Annotated in this window: 35 protein-coding genes; 3 read left to right on the plus strand and 32 right to left on the minus strand. The window is 70.1% G+C overall.

Annotated features, from left to right (window positions below; genetic code table 11):
• Nucleotides 1–70: 70 nt before the first annotated feature.
• The 3 genes from glmM to rplM are packed head-to-tail and all read right to left on the minus strand — an operon-like array spanning nt 71 to nt 2453.
• A complete protein-coding gene (gene glmM, locus FED44_RS10195; protein WP_138460497.1) occupies nt 71–1456 on the minus strand; it encodes a phosphoglucosamine mutase in 1386 nt (461 codons plus the stop codon).
• 1 nt (nt 1457) lies between these two features.
• Nucleotides 1458–1979 (minus strand): 30S ribosomal protein S9, encoded by a 522-nt coding sequence (rpsI, locus tag FED44_RS10200; protein WP_111699884.1) that lies wholly within the window; start codon nt 1977–1979, stop codon nt 1458–1460.
• A gap of 30 nt (nt 1980–2009) precedes the next feature.
• Complete coding sequence (gene rplM / locus FED44_RS10205) at nt 2010–2453, minus strand: 50S ribosomal protein L13 (RefSeq protein WP_111699885.1); 444 nt, start codon at nt 2451–2453, stop codon at nt 2010–2012.
• Between the two features lie 338 nt (nt 2454–2791).
• Between rplM and FED44_RS10210 the strand changes: the two genes are divergently transcribed.
• The 3 genes from FED44_RS10210 to FED44_RS10220 all read left to right on the plus strand — a co-directional run bounded on the left by FED44_RS10210 (nt 2792) and on the right by FED44_RS10220 (nt 8503).
• Nucleotides 2792–3520, plus strand: coding sequence for a CAP domain-containing protein (locus FED44_RS10210; RefSeq protein WP_111699886.1), 729 nt, complete (start codon nt 2792–2794; stop codon nt 3518–3520).
• 41 nt (nt 3521–3561) lie between these two features.
• Nucleotides 3562–4731, plus strand: a complete 1170-nt coding sequence (locus FED44_RS10215; protein ID WP_138460498.1) for a chromosomal replication initiator protein DnaA — start codon at nt 3562–3564, stop codon at nt 4729–4731.
• A 922-nt stretch (nt 4732–5653) separates the two neighbouring features.
• Nucleotides 5654–8503 (plus strand): hypothetical protein, encoded by a 2850-nt coding sequence (locus tag FED44_RS10220; RefSeq protein WP_138460499.1) that lies wholly within the window; start codon nt 5654–5656, stop codon nt 8501–8503.
• An 8-nt stretch (nt 8504–8511) separates the two neighbouring features.
• On the opposite strand, the gene truA is transcribed toward FED44_RS10220, so the two are convergent.
• The 29 genes from truA to rplB form a co-directional block, all read right to left on the minus strand.
• Nucleotides 8512–9402, minus strand: coding sequence for a tRNA pseudouridine(38-40) synthase TruA (gene truA, locus FED44_RS10225; RefSeq protein ID WP_138460500.1), 891 nt, complete (start codon nt 9400–9402; stop codon nt 8512–8514).
• Between the two features lie 87 nt (nt 9403–9489).
• Nucleotides 9490–10026 (minus strand): 50S ribosomal protein L17, encoded by a 537-nt coding sequence (gene rplQ, locus FED44_RS10230; RefSeq protein ID WP_111699891.1) that lies wholly within the window; start codon nt 10024–10026, stop codon nt 9490–9492.
• A 146-nt stretch (nt 10027–10172) separates the two neighbouring features.
• Nucleotides 10173–11189 carry a DNA-directed RNA polymerase subunit alpha gene (locus tag FED44_RS10235; RefSeq protein WP_030508347.1) on the minus strand — a complete coding sequence of 339 codons (1017 nt, stop codon included), beginning with the start codon at nt 11187–11189 and terminating at the stop codon, nt 10173–10175.
• 157 nt (nt 11190–11346) lie between these two features.
• The gene (rpsD, locus tag FED44_RS10240) at nt 11347–11973 is read right to left on the minus strand and encodes a 30S ribosomal protein S4 (protein WP_111699892.1); all 627 of its coding nucleotides are present in this window, start codon (nt 11971–11973) and stop codon (nt 11347–11349) included.
• A 20-nt stretch (nt 11974–11993) separates the two neighbouring features.
• Nucleotides 11994–12398, minus strand: coding sequence for a 30S ribosomal protein S11 (gene rpsK, locus FED44_RS10245; protein ID WP_020542285.1), 405 nt, complete (start codon nt 12396–12398; stop codon nt 11994–11996).
• A gap of 94 nt (nt 12399–12492) precedes the next feature.
• Nucleotides 12493–12873 (minus strand): 30S ribosomal protein S13, encoded by a 381-nt coding sequence (gene rpsM / locus FED44_RS10250; protein WP_111699893.1) that lies wholly within the window; start codon nt 12871–12873, stop codon nt 12493–12495.
• A 224-nt stretch (nt 12874–13097) separates the two neighbouring features.
• A complete protein-coding gene (gene rpmJ, locus FED44_RS10255; RefSeq protein WP_003956441.1) occupies nt 13098–13211 on the minus strand; it encodes a 50S ribosomal protein L36 in 114 nt (37 codons plus the stop codon).
• A 46-nt stretch (nt 13212–13257) separates the two neighbouring features.
• Nucleotides 13258–13479 (minus strand): translation initiation factor IF-1, encoded by a 222-nt coding sequence (infA, locus tag FED44_RS10260; protein WP_030508344.1) that lies wholly within the window; start codon nt 13477–13479, stop codon nt 13258–13260.
• A 249-nt stretch (nt 13480–13728) separates the two neighbouring features.
• The gene (locus tag FED44_RS10265) at nt 13729–14181 is read right to left on the minus strand and encodes a DUF1707 SHOCT-like domain-containing protein (protein WP_111699894.1); all 453 of its coding nucleotides are present in this window, start codon (nt 14179–14181) and stop codon (nt 13729–13731) included.
• A gap of 65 nt (nt 14182–14246) precedes the next feature.
• On the minus strand, nt 14247–15089 hold the full coding sequence (gene map, locus FED44_RS10270) for a type I methionyl aminopeptidase (protein WP_111699978.1): 843 nt from the start codon (nt 15087–15089) through the stop codon (nt 14247–14249).
• An 86-nt stretch (nt 15090–15175) separates the two neighbouring features.
• Complete coding sequence (locus tag FED44_RS10275) at nt 15176–15829, minus strand: adenylate kinase (protein ID WP_111699895.1); 654 nt, start codon at nt 15827–15829, stop codon at nt 15176–15178.
• Complete coding sequence (gene secY, locus FED44_RS10280; RefSeq protein ID WP_138460501.1) at nt 15829–17136, minus strand: preprotein translocase subunit SecY; 1308 nt, start codon at nt 17134–17136, stop codon at nt 15829–15831. Before secY ends, FED44_RS10275 begins: the two co-directional genes overlap by 1 nt.
• Nucleotides 17137–17317: 181 nt before the next feature.
• Nucleotides 17318–17773, minus strand: a complete 456-nt coding sequence (gene rplO / locus FED44_RS10285; RefSeq protein ID WP_111699898.1) for a 50S ribosomal protein L15 — start codon at nt 17771–17773, stop codon at nt 17318–17320.
• A gap of 2 nt (nt 17774–17775) precedes the next feature.
• Complete coding sequence (rpmD, locus tag FED44_RS10290) at nt 17776–17958, minus strand: 50S ribosomal protein L30 (RefSeq protein WP_111699899.1); 183 nt, start codon at nt 17956–17958, stop codon at nt 17776–17778.
• A 2-nt stretch (nt 17959–17960) separates the two neighbouring features.
• Nucleotides 17961–18593: a 30S ribosomal protein S5 gene (gene rpsE, locus FED44_RS10295; RefSeq protein WP_030508336.1), complete on the minus strand. Its 633-nt coding sequence runs from the start codon at nt 18591–18593 to the stop codon at nt 17961–17963.
• 64 nt (nt 18594–18657) lie between these two features.
• Nucleotides 18658–19041 (minus strand): 50S ribosomal protein L18, encoded by a 384-nt coding sequence (rplR, locus tag FED44_RS10300; RefSeq protein ID WP_111699900.1) that lies wholly within the window; start codon nt 19039–19041, stop codon nt 18658–18660.
• Between the two features lie 2 nt (nt 19042–19043).
• Nucleotides 19044–19586, minus strand: coding sequence for a 50S ribosomal protein L6 (gene rplF / locus FED44_RS10305; protein WP_111699901.1), 543 nt, complete (start codon nt 19584–19586; stop codon nt 19044–19046).
• Between the two features lie 18 nt (nt 19587–19604).
• A complete protein-coding gene (gene rpsH, locus FED44_RS10310) occupies nt 19605–20003 on the minus strand; it encodes a 30S ribosomal protein S8 (RefSeq protein ID WP_111699902.1) in 399 nt (132 codons plus the stop codon).
• 111 nt (nt 20004–20114) lie between these two features.
• Entirely contained in the window at nt 20115–20300 is a 186-nt protein-coding gene (locus FED44_RS10315; RefSeq protein WP_030451489.1) for a type Z 30S ribosomal protein S14, read from the minus strand.
• Between the two features lie 2 nt (nt 20301–20302).
• Complete coding sequence (gene rplE, locus FED44_RS10320; protein WP_111699903.1) at nt 20303–20872, minus strand: 50S ribosomal protein L5; 570 nt, start codon at nt 20870–20872, stop codon at nt 20303–20305.
• Nucleotides 20872–21171 (minus strand): 50S ribosomal protein L24, encoded by a 300-nt coding sequence (rplX, locus tag FED44_RS10325; RefSeq protein ID WP_133305957.1) that lies wholly within the window; start codon nt 21169–21171, stop codon nt 20872–20874. Before rplX ends, rplE begins: the two co-directional genes overlap by 1 nt.
• A gap of 8 nt (nt 21172–21179) precedes the next feature.
• Nucleotides 21180–21548 carry a 50S ribosomal protein L14 gene (gene rplN, locus FED44_RS10330; RefSeq protein WP_030508330.1) on the minus strand — a complete coding sequence of 123 codons (369 nt, stop codon included), beginning with the start codon at nt 21546–21548 and terminating at the stop codon, nt 21180–21182.
• Between the two features lie 187 nt (nt 21549–21735).
• A complete protein-coding gene (gene rpsQ / locus FED44_RS10335) occupies nt 21736–22041 on the minus strand; it encodes a 30S ribosomal protein S17 (protein ID WP_111699905.1) in 306 nt (101 codons plus the stop codon).
• Nucleotides 22034–22270, minus strand: a complete 237-nt coding sequence (rpmC, locus tag FED44_RS10340; RefSeq protein ID WP_030508328.1) for a 50S ribosomal protein L29 — start codon at nt 22268–22270, stop codon at nt 22034–22036. Before rpmC ends, rpsQ begins: the two co-directional genes overlap by 8 nt.
• Nucleotides 22270–22689 carry a 50S ribosomal protein L16 gene (gene rplP, locus FED44_RS10345; RefSeq protein ID WP_030508327.1) on the minus strand — a complete coding sequence of 140 codons (420 nt, stop codon included), beginning with the start codon at nt 22687–22689 and terminating at the stop codon, nt 22270–22272. Before rplP ends, rpmC begins: the two co-directional genes overlap by 1 nt.
• Nucleotides 22690–22691: 2 nt before the next feature.
• Nucleotides 22692–23540, minus strand: coding sequence for a 30S ribosomal protein S3 (rpsC, locus tag FED44_RS10350; protein ID WP_111699906.1), 849 nt, complete (start codon nt 23538–23540; stop codon nt 22692–22694).
• On the minus strand, nt 23540–23893 hold the full coding sequence (rplV, locus tag FED44_RS10355) for a 50S ribosomal protein L22 (protein ID WP_111699907.1): 354 nt from the start codon (nt 23891–23893) through the stop codon (nt 23540–23542). The genes rpsC and rplV overlap by 1 nt, the downstream gene beginning before the upstream one ends.
• A 33-nt stretch (nt 23894–23926) precedes the next feature.
• Nucleotides 23927–24205, minus strand: a complete 279-nt coding sequence (gene rpsS / locus FED44_RS10360; protein WP_055506384.1) for a 30S ribosomal protein S19 — start codon at nt 24203–24205, stop codon at nt 23927–23929.
• Nucleotides 24206–24216: 11 nt separating this feature from the next.
• Nucleotides 24217–25053 carry a 50S ribosomal protein L2 gene (rplB, locus tag FED44_RS10365; protein WP_111699908.1) on the minus strand — a complete coding sequence of 279 codons (837 nt, stop codon included), beginning with the start codon at nt 25051–25053 and terminating at the stop codon, nt 24217–24219.
• Nucleotides 25054–25153 lie beyond the last annotated feature (100 nt).

Consider the following 25153-nt stretch of genomic DNA (forward strand, 5'->3'; position numbering starts at 1 on the left):
GGGTGCCCGGCGGGGTCCTCGGAGTGTCGTGGTGTCAGGCGCGTCAGCGCGCCGTACGCACCGGCAGGGGTCAGCCGCAGACCTCTCGGACGACCCGCGCGAGGCGGTCCGCCACGGTCCTGGCCTGCTCCTGCGACGCGGCCTCGACCATGACCCGGATCATGGGCTCGGTGCCGCTCGGCCGGATGAGCACCCGGCCGGTCTCGCCGAGCCCGGCCTCCGCCTCCGCGACGGCCGCCCGCAGCTCGGGCGCCGAGGCCTTGGACTTGGCCACGTCCCGCACGTTGACGAGCACCTGCGGCAGCTTCGTCATCACCGACGCCAGTTCGCCGAGAGAGCGGCCCTGCCGTGCCACCTCCGCCAACAGGTGCAGCGAGGTGAGCAGGCCGTCGCCGGTAGTGGCGTGATCCAGCATGATCACATGACCGGACTGCTCGCCGCCGAGGTTGTAGCCGCCGTCCTGCATCGCCTCCAGGACGTACCGGTCGCCGACCGTGGTCTCCACCACGGACAGGCCGGCCTCCCGCAGAGCGATCTTGAACCCGAGGTTGGACATCACCGTGGCGACGACCGTGTCCTTGGCGAGGCGGCCGTCGGCGTGCATCGCCAGGGCCAGGATCGCCATGATCTGGTCGCCGTCGATCTCCTCGCCCTCGGCGGTCACCGCGAGGCAGCGGTCGGCGTCGCCGTCGTAGGCGATGCCGAGGTCGGCGCCGCGTTCGACGACGGCCTCCCGCAGGGGAGTGAGGTGGGTCGAGCCCACACCGTCGTTGATGTTCAGCCCATCGGGTGCGGCGCCGATGGTCTCCACGGCCGCGCCCGCGCGCAGCAGCGCCTCCGGGGCGACCATGTGCGCCGCGCCGTGCGCGCAGTCGACGACGATCCGCAGCCCGTCGAGACGGTGGGGCAGGGTGGTCAGCAGGTGCGAGACATACCTGTCCGCCTCGCCGTACGCCTCCCGGACCCGGCCCACGGCCGGACCCACCGGGCGGTCCCACTTCTCCCCGAGCCGCTGCTCGATCTCGTTCTCCACCGCGTCGGGCAGCTTGTAGCCGCCCCGTGTGAAGAACTTGATGCCGTTGTCGGGCGCGGGGTTGTGCGACGCCGAGAGCATGACGCCGAGGTCGGCGCCCAGGGCGTTGGTCAGGTACGCGACCGCCGGGGTGGGCAGCACACCGAGTCGCAGGACGTCCACGCCGGACGACGCGAGGCCGGCGACCACGGCGGCCTCCAGGAACTCTCCTGAAGCCCGCGGGTCCCGGCCTACGACGGCGATCGGGCGGCCGCGCCGCCCGACACTGGCGTGAAAAGCCCCGGCGTCTCCGAGCACGTGCGCGGCGGCCACAGACAGATCCATGGCCAGTTCCGCGGTGAGGTCGCGCCCGGCGACCCCACGTACCCCGTCGGTGCCGAAGAGGCGCCCCCCGGAGGAGGCGCCTACGGGCTCCCGCGACACGTTAGCGCTTGCTGTACTGCGGAGCCTTGCGGGCCTTCTTGAGGCCGTACTTCTTCCGCTCCGTGGCGCGGGCGTCACGGGTGAGGAAGCCGGCCTTCTTCAGCGGCGGGCGGTTGACCTCGGCGTCCAGGATGGCGAGCGCGCGGGACAGGCCCATGCGCAGGGCGCCGGCCTGGCCGGTCACGCCACCGCCGTCGATGCGGGCGATGACGTCGAACGCGTCCTCGGCCCCGAGGACGACGAACGGCTCGTTGACGAGCTGCTGGTGCACCTTGTTCGGGAAGTAGTTCTCCAGCGAGCGGCCGTTGATGGTCCACTTGCCGGTGCCCGGCACGATGCGGACCCGGGCGATGGCCTCCTTGCGGCGGCCGGTGCCGTACGAGTTGCCCGTGGTGACGGGCTTGCGCGCGGCGCCCTCGCCGGCCGGGGCCGACTCGGTGGTGTACTCGGAGGGGAACTCCTCCGGGGAGTAGTCTTCCGGCTCGCCCTCGACGAGCGTCTCGATACCGGTGGGCTCGGCCACGGTTCTCCTCTTAACTTTCCTGGCTCGCGATTACTGGGCGATCTGGGTGATCTGGAAGGGCACGGGCTGCTGGGCCTGGTGCGGGTGCTCGGCACCGGCGTAGACCTTCAGCTTCTTGGCCATCTTCCGGCCCAGGGAGTTCTTGGGAAGCATGCCCCGGACGGCCTTCTCGACGGCCCGGTCGGGACGCTTCTCCATGAGCTCGCCGTAGCTGACGGCGCGCAGACCGCCGGGGTAACCCGAGTGGCGGTACGCCTTCTTCTGCTCCAGCTTGTTGCCGCTGAGAGCGACCTTGCCGGCGTTGATGACGATGACGAAGTCACCCGTGTCGACATGCGGGGCGAAGATCGGCTTGTGCTTCCCGCGGAGCAGGGTCGCCACCTGACTGGCCAGCCGGCCGAGCACGACGTCGGTCGCGTCGATGACGTACCACTGACGTTCGACGTCGTTGGGCTTCGGTGAGAACGTGCGCACGGCAGTGCCTTCTGTCGGAATGTGAACTCTCGGTAGGTTGCGCAGGCACGGCGACAACCTCCGTCTCCACATGTACGGGAGAAGACGCCGGACGCGCCGTGCACCGGTCTGCGGGCAGACCGATCCACACACAACGAACTCGCAGACTACCGCCCTCGTTCCGCGTGGTCAAAACAGCGGCGGGAGGGGGTGTCTGGAACGACACAATTGAACGTTCATCAAATCCATCCCCACGCGCCCCTTCTTCCCCCATACCGCAGGTCCCTATATTTGGCTGCGGCATGTGGCAGACCCCTCACAAAAGGAATACCCTTCGGGGCCCCTTCCGGGTGACTCAGATGGGTTTGCTGGCATGCGCCGTCGCCGTCCTTCTCACCGGCGTCGTCATCGGCCGGGTGACCGCCGCCGCGGACCGCGCCGGGAGCGTCTACCTTCGCGAGTCGCACCCGGGGCCGCCGTCCCCCCGTGTGGAGGCCCTCGCGCCGGCGCGGCGGGACCGGCCGCCCCTCGATCACGTGCGGCGCACCGAGGCGCCCCAGGTGACCACTGAGACGACTCCGGTGCCCAGGTCCCGGCGGGACCGGCCGTCGACCATGATCGGCGGCTCCGGCGGCGGCTCGTCGTACACCACGCTCACCCCGGAGACGGGCGGGGAAGGCGGCTCCTACGGCGGGGACCCGATGCGCTTCGCCTCGATGGAGGCCGAGCTCGTGCGCCTGGTGAACGTCGAGCGCCGCAGGCACGGATGCCGGCCGCTGCGCGTGGACCCCCGCCTGGTCGGATCCGCCCGCGCGCACTCGGAGGAGATGGCGGCGGGCAACCGGTTCCGGCACACCTCTCCGGGAGGAGCCACCCCCTGGGACCGCATGGGCGCCGCGGGTTACCGCGACGGCGGGGCCGAGACGATCGCGCGCGGCTACGACACCGCCGAGCAGGTCGTACGCGGCTGGATGGCCGGGCCCACGGACCGCGCCACGCTGCTCAACTGCCGCCTGGTCGCGACCGGGGTCGGCGTGAGCGCGGGCCCCGGAGGCCCCTGGTGGACCGAGGACTTCGGTTATTCCTGACCCTTCCTCATCTGTCCAGATCGCCGACTAATCTCAGCGCCATGGGTTATCCCGGCGACCAGCAACCACCTCGCCAGCCGCACTTCCCCCCCGATCCCCGCAGGCGGGACCTGCCGCCGTACGGGGCCGGGGACGACTCGCCCCGCTCCCCCTCCCGCCGCGAGGCGCCCTACGGCGGCGAGCAGCCTCCGTACGGGAACCGCGAGCAGCCCACGAACGCGGGGCGGGAGCAGCCCCCTTACGGGAACCGCGAGCAGCCTCCGTACGGGGGACGGGAGTCTTCGCCGTACTCCGGCCGCGACCAGTCGCCGTACGCCGCGCCGCGAGAGGCAGGTCCCGGCGGGCCGGGCGGGCGGTACGACGCCGGGAGCACGCCTTGGGCGGGCGAGATCGGCCCGGACCCGGACCAGGAGAACCGGGAGATGCGGCGTGAGGCCCCCATGCCGCGAGTGGCGCCCCCGCCGGAGCCCCAGTGGGACCCCGACGACCGCGGTCCCCTGTGGCGTCGTCCCTGGGTGCTCGGCCTCGCCCTGCTGGCCCTGATCGGCGCGCTCCTCACCGGCCTGTGGTACGCCGCCCACAACGAGGAGCCGCCCGCGCCGGACCCGGGCCCCGCGGCCCGTCCCGCACCGCTCGTGTCCGACCGTCCGATGACCAAGTACGGCTACGCGGCCTCGCGGGCGACCGACAAGAGCCCGCTGTCGCTGCGAGAGGTCTTCGGCAAGCCGAAACCGGTCAACAACAAGCGGGCGTACGTCCGCACGGTGACGCGCAAGGAGAAGAAGTGCGCGGACGGCGTCACCGGCGAGAAGATCACCAAGGCGCTCAAGACGGGCGGCTGCACGCAGTTGCTGCGCGCGAGCTTCGCGGACGCCAAGGGCACGATCATCGGCACCGTGGGGGTCGCCAACCTCAGGACCTCGGCGATGGCGAAGAAGGTCGCCTCCGCCGGAGCCGGCGACGAACGCAAGGACTTCCTCAAGCCGCTCCCCGGCAAGGACGAGGCCACCAAGCACCTCGGCAGCGGCGAGGCGTCCGCGGGAGGCTGGACTTACGGGCACTACGCGGTGCTGTTGTGGTTCCAGTTCAAGGACGGCCACAAACCCACCAAGAGCGAGCTCAAAAAGCTGTACCAGGCGGCGACGGACGTCACCGACGCGTCTGTTTACCCTGCCCTCGACACGCGTGCGCTCACCGGCGGCCCCAGCTGAGACGACACGTTCACTGAGGTGAGCGCGGCGCGGGCTCGTCCGGGGAGGCAGACCGAAACACCCATGGAGGCACGCCGATCGGGTCCGCGCCGTTACGCTTCCGGCTATGCGTGGCAAGGATTCCGGTTCCGAGCACGAACATGACACGGCGTGGGCGCACAGCGAGGCGGACGCCGAGGGCTCGGCGGCGGCACCCGCGACGCCACCGCCGAGCTTCGGGCAGACGACGCCGCCCGGCCACGGCCGGCCGCAGCCGGACGAGGACACCGCCTGGGCGCCCGACGCCGCCCGGGCGGCGGGCGAGGCGAACCCGTGGACGCCGCCGACCGTTCCCTATCCCACCCGGTACGGCTTCCAGGGCGGCCTGCGGGCGCCGGACGGCTACGACGATGACGACCCGGAGAACACGAACAGGTTCAGGGCCATCCCAGCGCATGACGCCCCACCGGCCGAGAGTGGGGGCGTGCCCCCGCAGGGCGCCTATCCGCCCCCGCCGGGTAATCACTCCGCCCCTCCCGGCCCGCCCGGTGCTTACTCCGCTCCACCCGGCCCACAGCCCGGCGCTCACCCCGTCCCTCCTGGTCCGCACAGCTCGCCTGGCCCCCAGCCCGCCCCGCCCGGCGCTCACCAGCTTCCGCCCGGCCCCCATCCGGGCCCGCAGCCGGGCGGACAGTCCGGCCCGTACGGTGCGCACCCTCTTCCGCCGGGGGCGCAGCCCGGCCTACCCGGCCCACAGCCCGGCCTGCCTGGTATTCGGCATGTCCCGCCCGGTCCTCAGCCGGACGCGGGGTCTCTCCCCGCGCCGCGCCGCCCGGGCGACGCCGAGGAGGACCTGGGCCGCCCCGGTCCCGGCGGTCCGTACGCGGGCCAACACCCGGACCCGCACCCCGGCCCACAGACGGGCCCACAGACGGATCCGAGGATGGGGCCGTACGCGGGCAGCCCGGCGGCGCCGCACCCGGAGCCGGACCTCGGCTGGGTCCCGCGGCAGCCCGCGCCGGGGGCGGATCTGCCGCCGTGGCAGCAGAGCGGCGGCACACCCCCGTGGCAGCCTCCCGCCCAGGGCGGGCCACCGGCCTGGCAGCCCCCCGCGCAGGGCGGGGGCACACCCCCTTGGCAGCCTCCCGCCCAGGGCGGGCCACCGGCCTGGCAGCCCCCCGCGCAGGGCGGGGGCACACCCCCTTGGCAGCCTCCTGCTCAGGGCGGGCCACCGGCTTGGCAGCAAACGGCCCACCCCGGTCCGGTCCCACCCCAGCAGAACCCCGGCACCCCCGGATGGCAGCCTTCGCAGGAGGCACCGCCCCCGTCGTCGTGGCAGCCGCCGCAGGAGTCCCAGGCGCCCTGGTGGCGGCAGGTGGGCCCGGACGGGACGCAGGCGTACCCGCCGGAGGCCCCGCGATCCGACGAGCCCTCACCCGGGGTGCCGTCGTTCGCCGCGTGGGCGCCGGGCTCTGCAGAGGAGCAGTCGGCGGAGGACGCGACGTGGACGCCCGGAGACCCCGGTCAGCCGGGAGCCCGGAGCGCGACCTCTCATCCGGCCCACCCGGCCGACTCTCGGCAGGCGCAGCCGGCGGAACCGGCGCGGGACGTCAGCGGCGGCGCCGCACCCGTCCCCTCGCCGCCCCGGGACGCGCCGGCCGCCCCCATGCCCATGCGTCCCGGCGACGCGCTCCCGGCACCGGACGAGCCGGGCGACGCGTACGGCGAGGCCCACGCCTCCTCCGCCGCGCCCGTCCGCCCCGGGGAGCCCGGTGACATACCCGTGTGGCCGCCGAGGCTGCCGGGTGAGCCCGATCCCCAGGGCGAGGGCCGGGCCGGAACCTCGTGGCCGCCCTCAAGCGTCTACCGCGGCTCTCATGAAAGCGGCGAAAACGACCCGTCAGGCGGCCACGACCGCGATCAAAGCGGTGATCGGAGCGGCGGGAGCGGATCGGCCGGCGCCTCCGCCGTCACCGAGCGAACCGGCGGTTCGGGTGACCGGACCAGCACTTCCGGCGAGCACGGTGCGGAGGCCACGGCATCCGGTGAGCAGGCCGGAGTGCCCGGCGAGCTGGGCGGACGGGCCGGTCGGCACTCCGGCGGGCCGAGCGACCAGCACCATGCCGCCGTACCCGGCGACGCCCCCGGCCATTCGGACGGCTGGGCAGGCGACGCGTCCGGTGAGCTGAGCGGGCCGGGCGACCAGCACCATGCCGCCGGACCCGGCGACGCCCCCGGCCACTCGGACGGCCCGGCGGGTCACTCGGCGGAGGGCGCTGTCACCCTGCCCGGTGATCCGGGCTCCGCCTCGGGCGGCGGGGACGCCTCGCATCCCACGCCGTACCCCGAACGCACCGGCGACCGGCCGTCCGCTGAAGGCCCCCATGGCACCCTGCCGCCCGGAGCCTCCGACGACGGCGCGGGTGCCGAACCGGGCCCGTACGCCCTTCCGGCCGGGCCGCCCGCGGGCTTCGGCGCGGAGATCGCCCAGGCGGTGACCCCGATCGAGGGGTTCCAGGTGCCGGGCGGACCGTACGAGCCCGGCCCGCAGGTCGCGCACCCCGGGCAGCACGTCGCGCACCACGACCAGGGTGGCCCCTACGGCGGCCCGCCGCCCTCCCCGCAGAAGGGGACGTGGCCGGTGCCACCGCCGTCCCCCGAGGGCCCCTACGCCCCGCCGTCGCAGCCGCCCGGCCAGGCGCCGAACCACCTCCCGGGCCAGATCCCCGGCCAGTTCCCGGGCCTGCCTCCGGGCTACGCACCGTCCGGAACGTCCCCCGGGGACGCTCCGCCCGCCGCGCCGGACCCCGGCACGGCACCCTACGACGCGCCGCCCGCGAGCCCGTCCGAGACCGGCGACGCTCCGCGGGCGGCCTCCCCCGACACCGATTCAGGACAGATGCCAACGACCTCCCCTACAACCGGCTCCTCCACTCAGCCGAACGGCGAGACGCCGTTCGCGTTCACGCCGGTGACCCCGGCCAAGGCGGGCAGGCCCGCCCCTCCTCCCGGCTTCGGACCGGCCCCGGCCGCCCCCGGCGGCGCGCTGCCCGCGACGCTCGGGTCCACCACCCCTCCCGCCCAGGGCGGGAAGGTCAAGCGGATCCTGGTGATCGCCGGCGCGGCGGTCGTCGTGGGCGCGATCGGCACCGCGGCCTACTTCGCGTACGCGGGCGAGCCGGACAGCGGCCCGCCGCCCCGCACGGCGCCGACCGGCGCCGCTCCGTCCTCCGTCGCGCCGCAGCCGAGCACGGCGGCCGCCTCCACCATCCTGGACACGGAGCAGACCGACCCCCGGACCCTCAAGCCCGGCGAGGCGTTCCCCGACGAGAAGGTGACGCTGGACGGACGCACCTACCGCCGCGTCAAGATCGACGTGACCGACGACTGCGGCAAGGCGGCCACGGGCGCGTTCGCCACCGCCCTCACCGAACAGCAGTGCCGGCGGGTGCTCAGGGCCACGTACGTGGACGGCAAGCGCGACTACGCGATCACCGCGGGGATCGCGGTGCTGCCCAGCAAGGTGGCGGCGCTCACGGTGGACCGGGAGAAGAACCTCGGCGCCAACGTCTGGTTCCGCGGCCTGAACGGCACGCAGGCGAGCGGGGCCGACAAGGTGACGATCTCCGGCGGCTACGCGGCGGCGACGGTCTGGGGACGCTACATCGCCTTCAGCTACGCCACCTACGCCGACGGCCACATGCCGGACGCCAAGGACAAGGACCTCGGCCCGATAAGCGGCGCCTTCCGCGACCACATGACCAAGATCATCCAGAAGCGCGCCACCCGCTGAGCCCGGCTTCAGGCGGTCGGCGTACGCACCCGGCGCGTGGCGGCGGCGCGCCGGGCCAGCTCCCCGGGCTCCGGGTAGCGCACCTCCTCCAGCGTCAGCCCGTGCGCGGGCGCGACGTGCACCCCGGAGTCCCGTACGGCTCTCGCCAGCACCTCGCCGGGCCACCCGACGGGCCGCCTGCCCTCCCCCACGGTCAGCAGCGAGCCGACCAGCGCGCGGACCATCGAGTGGCAGAAGGCGTCGGCGACCACGGTGGCGAGCAGGATCCCGTCCTCGCCCCTGACCCAGTCGAGACGCTGCAACTCGCGGATCGTGGTCGCGCCCTCGCGCCTCCGGCAGAACGCGGCGAAGTCGTGCTCCCCCAGCAGGCGGGCGGCGGCGGCGTTCAGCAGGCCGACGTCGAGCGGGCGGGCGTACCAGAGCACCTCGCGCCGCCGCAGCGGGTCGACCCCGCCCGGCGCGTCGCCGACGCGGTAGCCGTACCGGCGGGACAGCGCGGAGAAACGGGCGTCGAAGCCCTCGGGTGCCACGCTGACGGCGTAAACCCGCACATCGGGGGGCAGGACACCGGCCAGCCGCCGCGTCAGCGTAGCGAGCAGCTCAGCGCCGCGCTCACGCCACGCCTCCTCCGGGTCCTCGGGGGCGGGCTCGCGCCCGGACGCGAACGCCACGGTCGCGGCGAGCGGCACGTCGACGTGCGCCACCTGTCCCCGCGCGTGGACGCCCGCGTCGGTGCGGCCCGCGACGGTCAGCGACGGCGCGGGGTCCAGACGCAGGATCCGGCCGAGCGCGTCCTCGATCTCCCCCTGCACGGTCCGCCGCCCCGGCTGCCGGGCCCATCCCGAGAAATCGGTGCCGTCGTAGCCGAGGTCCAGCCTCAGCCGTAGTTCTCGCTCCACGACATCCCTTGTACCGGTCCGGAAAACGAAGAACGGGCCCAGCGTCCCCCGGAAGGGAAACTGAGCCCGCTCACGGAGCCTGTGGGATCAGGCCTCGTCCTTCTTCTCAGCCTGCGCCGTCTCCTCCGACGACTCGGCGGCGGCCTCGGGAGCCTCGGCGGCCTCGTCCTGCGCCGCGGGCGTCTCCTCGGCTTCCGCCTCCACCGGAGCGGCGGCGGGCGCGGCCTGCGCGGCCGGAGCCGTACGGGTGGTCCGCACCGGGTTGAGCTGCTCGGTCACCAGCTCGATGACCGCCATGGGGGCGGCGTCGCCCTTGCGCGGGCCGAGCTTGGTGATCCGGGTGTAGCCACCGGGACGCTCGGCGAACGTCGGCGCGACCTCGGTGAAGAGGTGGTGGACGACGCCCTTGTCGCGGACGACCGTCAGCACCTGGCGACGGTTGTGGATGTCGCCCTTCTTCGCCTTGGTGATCAGCTTCTCGGCGAGCGGGCGGAGGCGCTTCGCCTTGGCCTCGGTGGTGCGCACCCGGCCGTTCTCGAACAGCGCGGTGGCGAGGTTCGCCAGGATCAGCCGCTCGTGGGCCGGGCTGCCGCCGAAGCGGGGGCCCTTGGTGGGCTTGGGCATTTCATGCTCCTCATGGATAACCCGCCCCGGCCGTGTCAGGTACCGGGGTCGGGCCGACCGGCGTGCCGGTCGTAACTGTCATCGCCGTTTCGTGCCGCCTCGCGGGGCGGCACGAAACGGTGGTGCCGCTGCTCGAAGACGAACGATCAGTACTGCTCGGTCTCGATGAATCCGCCGTCCTCGTCGTCGTACCCGCCGCCGGCCACGGCGGAGGGGTCGAACCCGGGCGGGGAGTCCTTGAGAGCGAGGCCCATCTCGTGCAGCTTCTGCTTGACCTCTTCGATCGACTTGGCGCCGAAGTTGCGGATGTCCAGCAGGTCCTGCTCGCTGCGGGCGACGAGCTCACCCACGGTGTGGATGCCCTCGCGCTTGAGGCAGTTGTAGGAGCGAACCGTGAGGTTGAGCTCCTCGATCGGCAGCGCCAGGTCGGCCGCCAGGGCGGCGTCCGTCGGCGACGGGCCGATGTCGATGCCCTCGGCCTCGACGTTGAGCTCGCGAGCCAGGCCGAACAGCTCGACCAGGGTCTTGCCGGCCGAGGCCACCGCGTCGCGGGGCTTCATGGACGGCTTGGTCTCGACGTCGAGGATCAGGCGGTCGAAGTCCGTGCGCTGCTCGACACGGGTGGCCTCGACCTTGTAGGTGACCTTGAGGACCGGGGAGTAGATCGAGTCGATCGGAATCCGCCCGATCTCCTGGCCCGGCTGCTTGTTCTGCGCGGCGGAGACATAGCCGCGACCGCGCTCGACGGTCAGCTCCATCTCCAGCTTCGCCTTGCCGTTCAGCGTGGCGATGTGCAGGTCGGGGTTGTGCACCTCGACGCCGGCCGGCGGCGCGATGTCGGCCGCGGTCACCTCACCGGGACCCTGCTTGCGCAGGTACATCACCACGGGCTCGTCGTGCTCGGAGGAGACGACCAGCGACTTGAGGTTCAGGATGATGTCGGTGACGTCTTCCTTGACCCCGGGCACGGTCGAGAACTCGTGCAGCACGCCCTCGATGCGGATGCTGGTGACGGCCGCCCCCGGGATGGAGGACAGCAGCGTGCGCCGCAGCGAGTTGCCGATGGTGTAGCCGAAGCCCGGCTCCAGCGGCTCGATGATGAACCTGGACCGGTGCTCCTCGAGCGACTCCTCCTGGAGGCTCGGGCGCTGTGCGATGAGCATGTGGTTACTCCTGACCGGGATCCCCCGTGTCGCTCCGAACGAGGGGTCCCTCGGTTACGGCGACGCCCGCTATTTGACGCCGCTCGCCTACAACCAATGATGCCGTACGGCCGGGAATGCGCCGGGCCGTACGGCGTCACGAGGTCGCCGGGCTCTGTTACTTCGAGTAGAGCTCGACGATGAGCTGCTCCTGGACCAGCGTGTCGATCTGCTGGCGGACCGGGAGCTGGTGCACGAGGACGCGCAGGTTCTCGGCGGAGGCGCCCAGCCAGGCCGGGACGGTCTTGTCGCCGGCGGTCGCGCGGGCCACCTCGTACGGGAGCAGGTTGCGCGACTTCTCGCGGACCTCGATGATGTCGTGCTCGCGCACGCGGTACGACGGGATGTCGACCTTCTTGCCGTTCACGAGGAAGTGGCCGTGGCGCACCTGCTGGCGGGCCGCGTCCCGCGACTCGGCGAAGCCGGCGCGGTAGACCACGTTGTCGAGACGGCTCTCCAGGATCTGGAGGAGGTTCTCACCCGTCTTGCCGGCCTTGCGGTTGGCTTCCTCGTAGTAGTTGTGGAACTGCTTCTCGAGGACGCCGTAGATCCGGCGGGTCTTCTGCTTCTCACGGAGCTGGAGCTGGTACTCCGACTCCTTGGGACGGCCGCGGCCGTGCTCACCCGGCGGGTACGGGCGGATCTCGATGGGGCACTTGGCGGACTCGCACTTCTTGCCCTTGAGGAAGAGCTTCGTCTTCTCACGACGGCAGAGCTTGCAGTCCGGACCCGTGTAACGAGCCATTTCTCTCTACTCTCCTGAGCTCAGACGCGGCGGCGCTTGGGCGGACGGCAGCCGTTGTGCGGGACCGGGGTCACGTCCTGGATGGACCCGACCTCGAGGCCGGTCGCCTGCAGCGAACGGATCGCGGTCTCACGGCCGGAACCGGGGCCCTTGACGAAGACGTCGACCTTCCGCATGCCGTGCTCCATGGCGCGGCGGGCGGCGTTCTCGGCCGCCATCTGCGCGGCGAACGGGGTGGACTTGCGGGAGCCCTTGAACCCGACGTGGCCGGCGCTGGCCCAGGAGATCACGTTCCCGTTCGGGTCGGTGATCGAAACGATCGTGTTGTTGAACGTGCTCTTGATGTGGGCGTGCCCGTGAGCGACGTTCTTCTTTTCCTTGCGGCGCACCTTCTTCGGTGCGCCCTGGCGGCTCTTCGGCGGCATTTAAGCGCTGTCTCCTGGAATGTGGCTGCTTGCCCCATCCCGTGGACCTTCCAACCGGTGTCACCGGCGAGATCCTCGGGCCGGGGCCTAAGGACTACTTCTTGCCGGGCTTCTTCTTGCCGGCGACGGTCTTCTTCTTGCCCTTGCGGGTGCGCGCGTTCGTCTGCGTCCGCTGACCGTGGACGGGCAGGCCCTTGCGGTGCCGGATGCCCTGGTAACAGCCGATCTCGATCTTGCGCCGGATGTCGGCCTGGACCTCGCGCCGGAGGTCACCCTCGATCTTGTAGTTCGCCTCGATGTAGTCACGCATCGGGATGATCTCGGCGTCCGTGAGCTGGTGGACGCGCAGATCGGGGCTGATTCCGGTCGCGTCAAGGATCTCCTTGGCGCGGGTGCGGCCGATTCCGAAAATGTAGGTGAGAGCGATCTCCAGCCGCTTGTCGCGGGGGAGGTCGACGCCAACCAGGCGAGCCATGGTCGGGCATTCTCCTTCGATGTGGCGGAGGTCTTACGCCTCGCTTCCCCTCCCATGCCCGGGCGAGGGCCCCGGCCTCCGACCGGGGGTCTCCCGCGTGGTACGGCTTTCGCCGCCTGCGCGGGTGCGAGACGCGACTACAGTGTTCGGCCCTCACGCGGGTCGAGCCCGTCACGTGGACGGACTCACCTGCGGGCCTGGTGGCGACGTGTCTGAGCGGAAACTCAGCCCTGGCGCTGCTTGTGGCGCAGGTTGTCGCAGATCACCATGACGCGACCGTGCCGGCGGATCACCTTGCACTTGTCGCAGATCTTCTTGACGCTCGGCTTGACCTTCATAGTCCTTATTCGTTCCGCATACGGGCCCGTCCACAGACGGAGGGGCCTACTTGTACCGGTAGACGATCCGCCCACGGCTGAGGTCGTAGGGGCTCAGTTCCACGACCACCCGGTCATCGGGAAGGATCCGGATGTAGTGCATCCGCATCCGCCCGCTGATGTGGGCCAGGACCTTGTGACCGTTGTCGAGCTGCACCCGGAACATCGCGTTCGGGAGCGACTCAATAACAGTGCCCTCAATCTCGATGGCGCCGTCTTTCTTGGCCATGGCCCTCGCGTTTCGCTGATCGGATCGTCAGAGGCTTCGGAACACTAAGCAGCCGCGACCTTCGGGCGCTTCCAGAGAGCGGCGACCAGCCAGGTCGCCTGAGCGCGAAAGGTCATAGTGAACCGACAAAGGAGTGTACGACAACCCGGGCCGAAATGCGAAACGACGGCAGGGGTCCCGACACAACCAGATCACAGCGTACCCCGGCGAGGGCGTGCGGCCAATGCCCGGCGGGACGCCGGGCGCGGCTCAGCGACGCCGCCGGGGCTTCGCGGCGACGCCGATGAGAGTGCCGGCGAGGAGGACGGTGCCCCACGGGCCCATGACCCAGAGCGGCCAGGGATAGACGAAGTGCCCTGAGGTGACCCCGATGGTCAGCCAGACCATCCAGTTCACGGCGGTGATCCCCGCCCAGCCGGCCCACGCCGCCTTCAGCGCGGTCCGCGCCTTGTCGTCACGCCGGGCGGGCAGGGGCCTGTCGCTCTCCGCCGCCGCGGCGGCGGGCAGGCGGTGCAGGTCGATCTCGGGCAGGTCGGCGGTCAGCGTGGCCAGTTCGCCGTACGTGCGGCTCCGGTAGAGCTGCTCAAGCCGATCGTTGAACTCCTCGACGCTGAGCCTGCCCTCGGCCACGTGCTCCCGCAGAGCCGCGGCGACCCGGTCCCGGTCGCCGTCCGAAGCCCGCATCTCGGGCGTAGCCGCCATCACCATCTCCCGGTCATCGGAACGTTACGCCCCATTATGGTTCACGCGCCGTCCCGGCGGGCCGATCAGGGAGTGGTGTCTCCGGTCTCTGGGGTAACCCCTGCCTCCGCCCGGGGGAACCGCGAGGCGCCGCCGTCCAGTGCGGTGAGCACGAGCGGGCCGTCCTCCGTCACCGCGACGCTGTGCTCGAAGTGGGCGGAGGGCCTGCCGTCGATGGTGACGACCGTCCAGTCGTCGTCGAGCACCCGGGTCCTGTCGGTGCCGAGGTTCACCATGGGCTCGATCGCGAAGCACATGCCCGCCTCGAACCTGGGACCGCGCCCGGGACGGCCGTGGTTGGCCACCCAGGGGTCCATGTGCATCTCCGTGCCGATCCCGTGCCCGCCGTACTCCTGGGGGATGCCGTAGCGGCCCTGGGAGCGCACGTAGCGCTCGACCTGGAAGCCGATGTCGGACAGGTGCCCGCCGACCCGCAGGGCGGCGATGCCGCGCCACATGGCCTCCTCGGTCACCCGCATGAGCTCGGTCAGCGCCGGGTCGACCGCACCGATCCCCACGGTGATCGCGGAGTCGCCGTGCCACCCGTCGAGGATCGCGCCGCAGTCGATGGAGATGATGTCGCCCTCGCGGAGCTTGCGGCGGTCGGTGGGGATGCCGTGGACGACCTCGTCGTTCACCGAGGCGCAGATCGTGGCGGGAAAGCCCTGGTAGCCCTTGAACGACGGGATCGCGCCCTCGTTCCGGATGGCCTCCTCGGCGACGACGTCGAGATCCAGCGGCGTCATGCCGGGCTGCACGGTCGTCCGCAGCAGCTCGAGCGTACGGGCGACGACCAGGCCGGCCGCCCGCATCTTCTCCACCTGCGCGGCGCTCTTGAGTTGAATGCCGTGTCTGTTCTTCTTGAACACGTAACGCACCCCCTCTCGAAATTGTCCCATATAAGCCTGAACGCCACCCCATGATGTGGGGTGGCGTTCCCGGCCGTGGTAACGACTCAGTCGGCGAACCGCCGCAGCGCCGACATCGCCCGTTGCGTGATCTCCTCGACCGGGCCTGTCGCGTCGACGCCCTGGAGGATGCCCTCGTCGGCGTAGAAGGAGATCAGTGGCGCCGTCTGCTCCTGGTAGACCTCCAGGCGCCGCCTGATGGTCTCCTCGCGGTCGTCGTCCCGCTGGAAGAGCTCGCCCCCGCAGGCGTCGCAGACGCCCTCCGCGGCGGGCGGGTCGAACACCAGGTGCCACACCTTCCCGCAGGAGCGGCAGGTGCGGCGGCCCGCCAGGCGCCGTACGACCTCGTCGTCCTCGACGACCAGGTTGAGGACGACGTCCAGCGTGGTGCCGAACTCCGCCAGCATCTTCTTGAGGACCTCGGCCTGGGGCACGTTGCGGGGGAAGCCGTCGAGGAGGAAGCCCTCCTTGGCGTCGTCCTCGGAGAGCCGGTCACGGACCATGGCGACCGTCACCTCGTCGGGGACGAGGTCGCCGCGGTCCATGTACTCCTTGGCGAGCCTGCCGAGCTCCGTGCCGCCGGAGACGTTGGCACGGAAGATGTCGCCTGTCGAGATTTTCGGGATCGACAGGTGCGATGCGATGAACTGGGCCTGCGTCCCCTTACCCGCTCCGGGGGGCCCTACCAGGACGACGCGCACTATCTCAGGAAGCCCTCGTAGTTGCGCTGCTGGAGCTGGCTCTCGATCTGCTTGACCGTGTCCAGACCCACACCAACCATGATCAGAATGCTGGTCCCTCCGAACGGGAAGTTCTGGCTCGCTCCGGCCACCGCCAGCGCGATGATCGGGATGAGCGAGATGACACCCAGATACGGAGCGCCGGCGGCCGTGAGCCGCGTGAGCACGTAGTTGAGGTACTCGGCGGTCGGCCGGCCCGGACGGATGCCCGGGATGAACCCACCGTACTTCTTCATGTTGTCAGCCACTTCCGGGGGGTTGAAAGTGATGGACACGTAGAAGTACGTGAAGAAGATGATCAGCAGGAAGAACACGGTCATGTAGATCGGGTGGTCGCCCCGCACCATGTTCTGGGCCAGCCACTCGATCACCGCGTTCGGCTGGCTGCTGTTGCCGAACAGCGTCACCAGGAGCTGCGGAAGGTACAGCAGCGACGAGGCGAAGATGACCGGGATGATGCCGGCCTGGTTCACCTTGAGCGGGATGTAGGTCGAGGTGCCGCCGTACATCCTGCGGCCGACCATGCGCTTGGCGTACTGCACCGGGATGCGGCGCTGCGCCTGCTCGATGAAGACGACGACGCCGATCATCACGACACCGACGACCATCACCACGACGAACTTGAACGGGCTGAGCCGGTAGATGTTGATCAGCTCGGACGGGAAGACGGCGATGACCTGAGTGAAGATCAGGATCGACATGCCGTTGCCGACGCCCCGGTCGGTCACGAGCTCGCCCAGCCACATGATCACCGCGGTACCGGCGGTCATCGTGATGACCATGGTCACGAGGGGGAAGATCTCCTGGCTGAGGAGGACCTGCTCCTTGCAGCTCGGGAAGAGCTGCCCGCTGCGGGCCAGCGCGATGAACGCGGTCGACTGCAGCACCGCGAGCCCGATGGTCAGGTACCGCGTGTACTGCGTGATCTTCGCGGTGCCCGCCTGGCCCTCCTTCTTCAGGGCCTCGAGCCGCGGGATGACCACGGTCAGCAGTTGCAGGATGATGCTGGCGGTGATGTAGGGCATGATGCCCAGTGCGAAGACTGAAAGTTTCAGCAGGGCTCCGCCGCTGAACAGCTGCACCATCCCGTAGATGTTGCCGGCGTCCCCTGCCTGGGCCTGGTCGAGACACAGGGCGACGTTCTGGGCGTTGACGCCCGGAGTGGGAAGCACCGAGCCCAGCCGGAACAGCGCGATGATGCCCAAAGTGAAGAGCAGCTTCTTGCGCAGGTCCGGCGTCCGGAAAGCCCGGGTAATCGCGGTCAGCACGGTCCCTCCTGCGCGCCTGTGACGCGGTAACGGTCGGCGATGGCCCGCGAGGCGTCCATCGACGAAACTTCTTGCCAAAGAGCTTGTTCGGCCACGGTCGGAGCCGTGTGCCAGGCGAACTCTAACGCACTACGGGCGCGGAGGCTCATAACGAACCTCCGCGCCTCGTGCAGCCTCATGCCTACAGCTCGGAAACCGAGCCACCGGCCGCGGCGATCTTCTCCTTCGCGCTGGCGGAGAAGGCGTGCGCCTGCACGTTCACCGCCACGGAGATGTCACCGGTGCCCAGCACCTTCACGGGCTGGTTCTTGCGAACCGCGCCCTTGGCCACCAGGTCGTCGAGCGTGACGTCGCCGCCCTGGGGGAACAGCTCCCCGAGCCTGTCCAGGTTGACGACCTGGTAGGTCGTCTTGAACAGGGAGTTGGAGAAGCCCTTCAGCTTCGGCAACCGCCGCTGGAGCGGAACCTGGCCACCCTCGAAGCCCGGCATCACGGAGGTGCGGGCCCTGGTGCCCTTGGTGCCGCGGCCGGCCGTCTTGCCCTTGGACGCCTCGCCGCGGCCCTTGCGGGTCTTGGCCTTGTTGGCGCCGGGGGCAGGACGAAGGTCGTGGATCTTGAGCGGAGCGTTCTCGGTCATGACTAGTCGACCTCCTCAACCTCGACGAGGTGCGACACCTTGGCGACCATGCCCCGGATCTCCGGGCGGTCCTCCTTGACGACGACGTCGCCGATTCGCTTCAGGCCCAGCGAACGCAGCGAGTCACGCTGGTTCTGCTGGCCACCGATCTTGGACCGGGTCTGAGTGATCCTCAGCCGTGCCATCGTCAGCTCACCGCCTTGGCGGCCGCCGCGGCCTCGGCGAGACCCTCCGCGCGGGCCTTGAGCATCGCCTTGGGGGCGACGTCCTCGATCGGCAGGCCACGGCGGGCGGCGATCTCCTCGGGCCTGCTGAGGCCCTTCAGAGCCGCCACGGTGGCGTGCACGATGTTGATCGGGTTGTCCGAGCCGAGCGACTTGGACAGCACGTCGTGGATCCCGGCGCACTCCAGGACCGCGCGCACCGGACCACCCGCGATGACACCCGTACCGGGCGAGGCCGGACGCAGGAGGACGACGCCGGCGGCGTCCTCGCCCTGCACCGGGTGCGGGATCGTGCCCTGGATCCGCGGGACCTTGAAGAAGTGCTTCTTGGCCTCTTCGACGCCCTTGGCGATCGCCGCGGGCACCTCCTTGGCCTTGCCGTAGCCGACCCCGACGAGGCCGTTGCCGTCGCCGACGATGACCAGCGCGGTGAAGCTGAAGCGCCGGCCGCCCTGGACGACCTTGGCCACACGGTTGATCTTTACGACGCGCTCGATGTACGAGACGCCCTTGTCTGCGGCGCCACCGCGGCGGTCATCACGACGGTCACGCCGCTCGCCACCGCCGCCGGCACCGCGACGCGGAGCTGCAGCCATCAGTGGTTCCTCTTCTCGTTGCTCTTGGGACGGGCCGCCGGTCGCGGCCTCCGGACCGGAGCCATCAGAACTCCAGCCCGCCTTCACGGGCGCTGTCCGCGAGAGCGGCGATACGCCCCGCGTAGCGGTTGCCACCGCGGTCGAACACGACGGCGGTGATCCCGGCGCTCTTGGCCCGCTGAGCGAGAAGCTCGCCGACCTTCTTCGCCTTCTCGGTCTTGTCACCCTCGGACCCGCGCAGCGAGACGTCCATGGTGGACGCGCTCACCAGCGTGTGGCCCTGGGTGTCGTCGACGATCTGCACGAACAGGTGACGCGTGGACCGGTTGACGACCAGACGCGGACGCTCGGTGGTGCCGAACACGTTCTTGCGGACGCGGTTGTGACGGCGGGCCCGGGAGACCGTGCGGGCGGCCGTGTGCTTGCCGAACGCAGTCTTTCCAGCCATGCCTACTTACCAGCCTTTCCGACCTTGCGGCGGACAACCTCGCCCTGGTAGCGCACGCCCTTGCCCTTGTACGGGTCCGGCTTGCGCAGCTTCCTGATGTTGGCGGCGACCTCGCCGACCTTCTGCTTGTCGATGCCGTCCACGTGGAACAGGGTCGGCCTCTCGACGCGGAAGGTGACGCCCTCGGGAGCGTCGATGATCACCGGGTGGCTGAAGCCAAGCGAGAACTCCAGCTGCGTCGGGCCCTTGGCCGCGACGCGATAACCGACGCCGACGATCTCCAGCGTCTTCGTGTAGCCCTGCGTGACACCCGCCACCATGTTGGCGATGAGCGTGCGGGACAGACCGTGCAGCGCCCGGACCCGGTTCTCGTCGTTCGGGCGGGAGACGGCGATGTTGCCGTCCTCACCGCGCGAGACCTCGATGGGCTCGGCGACCGTGTGCGTGAGCGTGCCCTTGGGTCCCTTGACCTGGACCGCCCGGCCGTCGATCGTGATGTCGACACCCGCCGGTACGGGGATGGGCAGCCGTCCGATTCGCGACATGCTGGGTTCCTCCCCTCGTTACCAGACGTAGGCGAGGACTTCCCCGCCCACTCCACGCTTGCTCGCCTGCCGGTCCGTCATGAGACCGCCGGACGTCGAGATGATCGCGACGCCCAGACCGCCCAGAACGCGGGGCAGGTTGTCCTTCTTTGCGTAGACCCGCAGACCGGGCTTCGACACCCGGCGCAGGCCGGCGATGGAGCGCTCGCGGGTGGGGCCGAACTTCAGCTCCATCACGAGGTTCTTGCCAACCTTCGCGTCCTCGACGCTCCAGCCCTGGATGTAGCCCTCCTGCTGGAGGATCTCCGCGATGTGTGCCTTGATCTTCGAGTAAGGCATGCTCACGGTGTCGTGATAGGCCGAGTTCGCGTTCCGCAGACGCGTCAGCATGTCTGCGATCGGGTCGGTCATCGTCATGGCCGGTGGCCTTCCTCACCGCGGTTTCCCCGATGGGACCTTCGGTGCGGTCGTGGGCGCTGTGGTCAGCGCCCGGTTGATAAGACTTCTGTACGGCTGGCCCGCGAGGGCTTACCAGCTGGACTTGGTGATGCCGGGCAGCTCGCCCCGGTGCGCCATCTCGCGGAAGCACACGCGGCAGAGCCCGAACTTGCGGTAGACAGCGCGGGGACGGCCGCAGCGCGAACACCGAGTGTACGCCCGGACCTCGAACTTCTGCTTGCGCGCTGCCTTGACCTTCAGCGACGTCTTCGCCATGATCAGGCCTCCTTGAAGGGGAAACCGAGGAGCTTCAGCAGCGCCCGGCCCTGCTCGTCGTTCTTCGCGGTGGTCACGACCGTGATGTCCATGCCCCGCTGCCGGTCCACCTTGTCCTGGTCGACCTCGTGGAACATGACCTGCTCCGTGAGACCGAAGGTGTAGTTGCCGTTGCCGTCGAACTGCTTCGGCGACAGGCCCCGGAAGTCCCGGATACGCGGCAGCGCCAGAGACAGCAGACGGTCGAGGAACTCCCACATGCGGTCGCCGCGCAGCGTGACGTGCGCGCCGATCGGCATGCCCTCGCGCAGCTTGAACTGCGCGATGGACTTGCGGGCGCGGGCGACGGCCGGCTTCTGGCCGGTGATCGCGGTCAGGTCGCGCACGGCGCCCTCGATGAGCTTCGAGTCGCGAGCGGCCTCGCCGACGCCCATGTTCACCTTGATCTTGGTGATCGTGGGCACCAGCATGATGTTCTCGATGCCGAACTCCTCGCGCAGCTTCGCGATGATCTCTTCGCGGTAGCGCTGCTTGAGGCGCGGAACGGTGCGCTCTTCAGTCGTGGCGGTCATCAGCTGTCCTCACCCGTCGCCTCGGCGTCGCCCTTCGCGGCGGCCTTCTTCTCGGGCTTCTTCTCGTCATCCTTGAGCTTCTTGACGTTGCTCACGTGGATGGGAGCCTCCATGGTCTGCACGCCGCCTTCCTTGGCGCCGCGCGGTCCCTGGTTGGTGACCTTGGAGTGCTTTTTGATCATGTTGACGCCCTCGACCACCACGCGCTCCCTGTCGGGGTACGCGGCGATGATCCGGCCCTTGGCGCCCTTGTCCTTGCCGGCGATGACCTGGACGAGGTCGCCCTTCTTCACGTGCAGCTTCGGCATCACAGCACCTCCGGCGCGAGCGAGATGATGCGCATGAACTTCTTGTCGCGCAGTTCACGGCCCACCGGGCCGAAGATGCGGGTGCCCCGCGGGTCGCCGCTGTCCTTGATGATGACCGCGGCGTTCTCGTCGAAGCGGATGTAGGAGCCGTCGGGGCGGCGGCGCTCCTTCACGGTGCGCACCACGACAGCCTTGACAACGTCGCCTTTCTTAACGCCTCCGCCGGGAATGGCGTCCTTCACCGTGCCCACGATGATGTCGCCGATTCCCGCGTAGCGCCGACCCGAGCCGCCGAGCACGCGGATGCAGAGAATCTCCTTGGCACCCGTGTTGTCGGCGACCTTGAGCCGCGACTCCTGCTGGATCACGTCTACTCCTGTGTGTCGTGCCGGTTCTCACCCTGTGGTGAGCCTGGCCGAACCCGATGTGGTCTTTTTCCCCCGGCGACAGCCTGTGACCGCCGCCGCGGGCGGACCGGGCCGATGAACGGCCCCGCCCCTTGGACACCGTCGTGGGGGGTGGTCTCCCACCCCCCACGAGGCGCGTCTGTGTGTGTTACTTGGCCTTCTCGAGGATCTCCACGACCCGCCACCGCTTGGTGGCGGACAGCGGCCGGGTCTCCATCAGGAGGACGCGGTCGCCGACGCCGCAGACGTTCTGCTCGTCGTGGGCCTTGTACTTGGTCGTCCGACGGATGACCTTGCCGTACAGCGGGTGCTTGACGCGGTCCTCGACGGCGACGACGACGGTCTTGTCCATCTTGTCGCTGACGACCAGGCCCTCACGGGTCTTGCGGTAGTTCCGCGCCACGGTGGCGTCGGTGCTCGCGTCGGTGGTCTGGGTCTCGGTTGCTTCAGACATCGCTCGGCTCCTTCTCGACCGTGACGATGCCGAGCTCACGCTCGCGCATCACGGTGTAGATACGGGCGATCTCGCGGCGGACGGCGCGCAGCCGCCCGTGGCTCTCCAACTGCCCCGTCGCCGACTGGAAGCGGAGGTTGAACAGCTCCTCCTTGGCTTCCTTCAGCTTCTGGACCAGGACCTCCTGGTCCTCGACACGCAGCTCCGCGGCGGTCAGACCCTTAGCCATCACGCCTCACCCACTTCACGCTTGACGAAACGGCACTTCATGGGGAGCTTGTGCATCGCGCGCCGCATGGCCTCGCGGGCCACGGGCTCGGCGACGCCGGAAAGCTCGAACATGACACGGCCGGGCTTGACATTGGCGATCCACCACTCCGGAGAGCCCTTACCGGAACCCATGCGGGTCTCGGCCGGCTTCTTCGTGAGGGGGCGGTCCGGGAAGATGTTGATCCACACCTTGCCGCCACGGCGGATGTGCCGGGTCATGGCGATACGCGCGGCCTCGATCTGGCGGTTGGTCACATAGCTGTGCTCAAGCGCCTGGATGCCGAACTCGCCGAAGACGACCCTGGTGCCGCCCTTGGCGGCGCCGCTGCGGTCGGGCCGGTGCTGCTTGCGGTGCTTGACCCTGCGCGGGATCAGCATGGTCAGCTCCCTTCAGCACCCGGCTGCTCCGCCGGGCCGGTCTCGGGGGCGGCCTGCGCGGCCGCCTCGGTCCTGGGTGCGCGGTCGGGACGACCGGCACCGCCACGACGGGGACGGTCGCCGCCACCGCGACGGGGACGGTCGCCCGCGCCACCACGACGGTCGTCACGCTCACGACGCTGGCCCGCACGGGCGCCGGCCGCGGCCGCCTCCCGCTCGGAACGGCTGGTCGGAGCCTCGCCCTTGTAGATCCACACCTTCACGCCGATACGGCCGAAGGTGGTACGGGCCTCGTAGAAGCCGTAGTCGACGTCCGCGCGGAGCGTGTGCAGGGGCACGCGGCCCTCGCGGTAGAACTCCGAGCGGGACATCTCGGCGCCGCCCAGACGGCCGGCGCACTGCACCCGGATGCCCTTGGCGCCGCTCTTCATGGCGGACTGCATGGCCTTGCGCATGGCCCGGCGGAACGAGACGCGGCTGGACAGCTGCTCGGCCACGCCCTGCGCGACGAGCTGCGCGTCGATCTCGGGGTTCTTCACCTCGAGGATGTTCAGCTGGACCTGCTTCTTGGTCAGCTTCTCCAGGTCGCCGCGGATGCGGTCGGCCTCCGCGCCGCGGCGGCCGATGACGATGCCCGGCCGGGCGGTGTGGATGTCGACCTGGACGCGGTCGGTCGTGCGCTCGATCTCGACCTTGGAGATACCGGCCCGCTCCATGCCCTTCTGCAGCATGCGACGGATCGCCACGTCCTCGGCGACGTACGACTTGTACAGCTTGTCGGCGTACCACCGGCTCTTGAAGTCGGTCGTGATGCCGAGGCGGAACCCGTGCGGGTTAACCTTCTGGCCCACTAGCGGGTCCTTCCCTTCGGCTCGCGGGACTCCACGATCACGGTGATGTGGCTGGTCCGCTTGTTGATCCGATAGGCACGACCCTGGGCGCGCGGGCGGAAACGCTTGAGGGTCGGCCCCTCGTCGACCCACGCGCGGCTCACGAAGAGCGTCTCCCGGTCGAGCTTGAAGTTGTGCTCAGCGTTCGCGATCGCGCTCGAGAGCACCTTGTAGACGGTCTCGCTCGCCGACTGGGGAGCGAACTGCAGCACGGCCTGCGCCTCCGAAGCGGGCAGCCCGCGAATGAGGTCCACCACACGGCGGGCCTTCCGGGGCGTGTGGCGCGCGAACCGCGCCTGTGCCCTGGCTTCCATCGCTTTCTCCTCTAACTGCTGGCTTGAAGGCGCTTACCGCCGGCTGCGGCGGTCTTCCTTGACGTGGCTGCGGAACGTCCGCGTGGGGGCGAACTCACCGAGCTTGTGACCGATCATCGAGTCGGTGACGAACACCGGGACGTGCTTACGGCCGTCGTGCACGGCGATCGTGTGGCCGATCATGTCGGGCACGATCATGGAGCGCCGCGACCACGTCTTGATGACGTTCTTGGTGCCCTTCTCGTTCTGGGCGTCCACCTTCTTCTGCAGGTGGTCGTCCACGAAGGGACCCTTCTTAAGACTACGTGGCATATCGGCTGCTCCTACCGCTTCTTCCTCTTGCTCCGACGACGGATGATCAGCCGGTCGCTCGGCTTGTTCGGCTGGCGCGTGCGGCCCTCGGGCTTGCCCTTCGGGTTCACCGGGTGGCGACCACCGGAGGTCTTGCCCTCACCACCACCGTGCGGGTGGTCGACCGGGTTCATGGCGACACCGCGGACCGTGGGGCGCTTGCCCTTCCAGCGGTTGCGGCCGGCCTTACCGATGTTGATGTTGGACTGCTCGGCGTTGCCCACCTGGCCCACCGAGGCCCGGCACCGCACGTCGACCTGGCGCATTTCTCCGGACGGCATACGCAGCGTGGCGTACATGCCCTCCTTGGCGAGCAGCTGGATCTGCGCGCCGGCGCTGCGACCGAGCTTGGCGCCGCCACCGGGGCGAAGCTCCACCGCGTGGATGAAGGTACCGGTCGGGATGTTGCGCAGCGGCAGGCAGTTGCCCGGCTTGATGTCGGCCGTGGGGCCGTTCTCGACCTGGTCACCCTGCTTGAGGCCGGCCGGGGCGAGGATGTAGCGCTTCTCGCCGTCGGCGTAGTGCAGCAGCGCGATGCGGGAGGTGCGGTTCGGGTCGTACTCGATGTGCGCGACCTTGGCCGGGATCCCGTCCTTGTCGTGGCGGCGGAAGTCGATGATCCGGTAGGCGCGCTTGTGCCCGCCTCCCTGGTGCCGGGCGGTCACCCGGCCGTGGACGTTGCGGCCGCCCTTGCTGTGCAGTGGGGCAAGCAGCGACTTCTCCGGCGTGCTGCGCGTGATCTCGGCGAAGTCCGAGACGCTCGCGCCGCGCCGACCCGGAGTCGTCGGCTTGTACTTACGGATGCCCATCTTTTTCGTTCATCCTTCGTCGGTTCGTACCGGTCGGGGTCCGCCTCACGGCGGTCCCCCCGGTGCTCTCTTTCCCGGGGCCGGTCCCTCGCACGGTGGC

The sequence above is a fragment of the Microbispora triticiradicis genome, assembly GCF_005864065.1.
Classification (GTDB): domain Bacteria; phylum Actinomycetota; class Actinomycetes; order Streptosporangiales; family Streptosporangiaceae; genus Microbispora; species Microbispora triticiradicis.

Bases quoted from the DNA above. Each gene is read 5' to 3' on its own strand.
- rpmJ (WP_003956441.1), bottom strand. From the start codon at position 13,211: ATGAAGGTCAAGCCGAGCGTCAAGAAGATCTGCGACAAGTGCAAGGTG.
- rpsH (WP_111699902.1), bottom strand. From the start codon at position 20,003: ATGACGATGACCGACCCGATCGCAGACATGCTGACGCGTCTGCGGAAC.
- rpsM (WP_111699893.1), bottom strand. From the start codon at position 12,873: ATGGCTCGCCTGGTTGGCGTCGACCTCCCCCGCGACAAGCGGCTGGAG.
- FED44_RS10265 (WP_111699894.1), bottom strand. From the start codon at position 14,181: ATGGCGGCTACGCCCGAGATGCGGGCTTCGGACGGCGACCGGGACCGG.
- FED44_RS10235 (WP_030508347.1), bottom strand. From the start codon at position 11,189: ATGCTCATCGCACAGCGCCCGAGCCTCCAGGAGGAGTCGCTCGAGGAG.
- rplB (WP_111699908.1), bottom strand. From the start codon at position 25,053: ATGGGCATCCGTAAGTACAAGCCGACGACTCCGGGTCGGCGCGGCGCG.
- rplQ (WP_111699891.1), bottom strand. From the start codon at position 10,026: ATGCCCAAGCCCACCAAGGGCCCCCGCTTCGGCGGCAGCCCGGCCCAC.
- rpsS (WP_055506384.1), bottom strand. From the start codon at position 24,205: ATGCCACGTAGTCTTAAGAAGGGTCCCTTCGTGGACGACCACCTGCAG.
- rplO (WP_111699898.1), bottom strand. From the start codon at position 17,773: ATGACCGAGAACGCTCCGCTCAAGATCCACGACCTTCGTCCTGCCCCC.
- rpsK (WP_020542285.1), bottom strand. From the start codon at position 12,398: ATGCCGCCGAAGAGCCGCCAGGGCGCACCGAAGAAGGTGCGCCGCAAG.
- rpsQ (WP_111699905.1), bottom strand. From the start codon at position 22,041: ATGTCTGAAGCAACCGAGACCCAGACCACCGACGCGAGCACCGACGCC.
- rplR (WP_111699900.1), bottom strand. From the start codon at position 19,041: ATGGCTGGAAAGACTGCGTTCGGCAAGCACACGGCCGCCCGCACGGTC.
- rplE (WP_111699903.1), bottom strand. From the start codon at position 20,872: ATGACCGCCACGACTGAAGAGCGCACCGTTCCGCGCCTCAAGCAGCGC.
- rpsD (WP_111699892.1), bottom strand. From the start codon at position 11,973: ATGGCTCGTTACACGGGTCCGGACTGCAAGCTCTGCCGTCGTGAGAAG.
- rplP (WP_030508327.1), bottom strand. From the start codon at position 22,689: ATGCTGATCCCGCGCAGGGTCAAGCACCGCAAGCAGCACCGGCCCGAC.
- FED44_RS10315 (WP_030451489.1), bottom strand. From the start codon at position 20,300: ATGGCGAAGACGTCGCTGAAGGTCAAGGCAGCGCGCAAGCAGAAGTTC.
- rpmC (WP_030508328.1), bottom strand. From the start codon at position 22,270: ATGGCTAAGGGTCTGACCGCCGCGGAGCTGCGTGTCGAGGACCAGGAG.
- FED44_RS10210 (WP_111699886.1), top strand. From the start codon at position 2,792: ATGGGTTTGCTGGCATGCGCCGTCGCCGTCCTTCTCACCGGCGTCGTC.
- FED44_RS10220 (WP_138460499.1), top strand. From the start codon at position 5,654: ATGGGGCCGTACGCGGGCAGCCCGGCGGCGCCGCACCCGGAGCCGGAC.
- infA (WP_030508344.1), bottom strand. From the start codon at position 13,479: ATGGCCAAGAAAGACGGCGCCATCGAGATTGAGGGCACTGTTATTGAG.
- FED44_RS10215 (WP_138460498.1), top strand. From the start codon at position 3,562: ATGGGTTATCCCGGCGACCAGCAACCACCTCGCCAGCCGCACTTCCCC.
- rpsE (WP_030508336.1), bottom strand. From the start codon at position 18,593: ATGGCTGCAGCTCCGCGTCGCGGTGCCGGCGGCGGTGGCGAGCGGCGT.
- rplV (WP_111699907.1), bottom strand. From the start codon at position 23,893: ATGGAAGCCAGGGCACAGGCGCGGTTCGCGCGCCACACGCCCCGGAAG.
- rpmD (WP_111699899.1), bottom strand. From the start codon at position 17,958: ATGGCACGGCTGAGGATCACTCAGACCCGGTCCAAGATCGGTGGCCAG.
- rplF (WP_111699901.1), bottom strand. From the start codon at position 19,586: ATGTCGCGAATCGGACGGCTGCCCATCCCCGTACCGGCGGGTGTCGAC.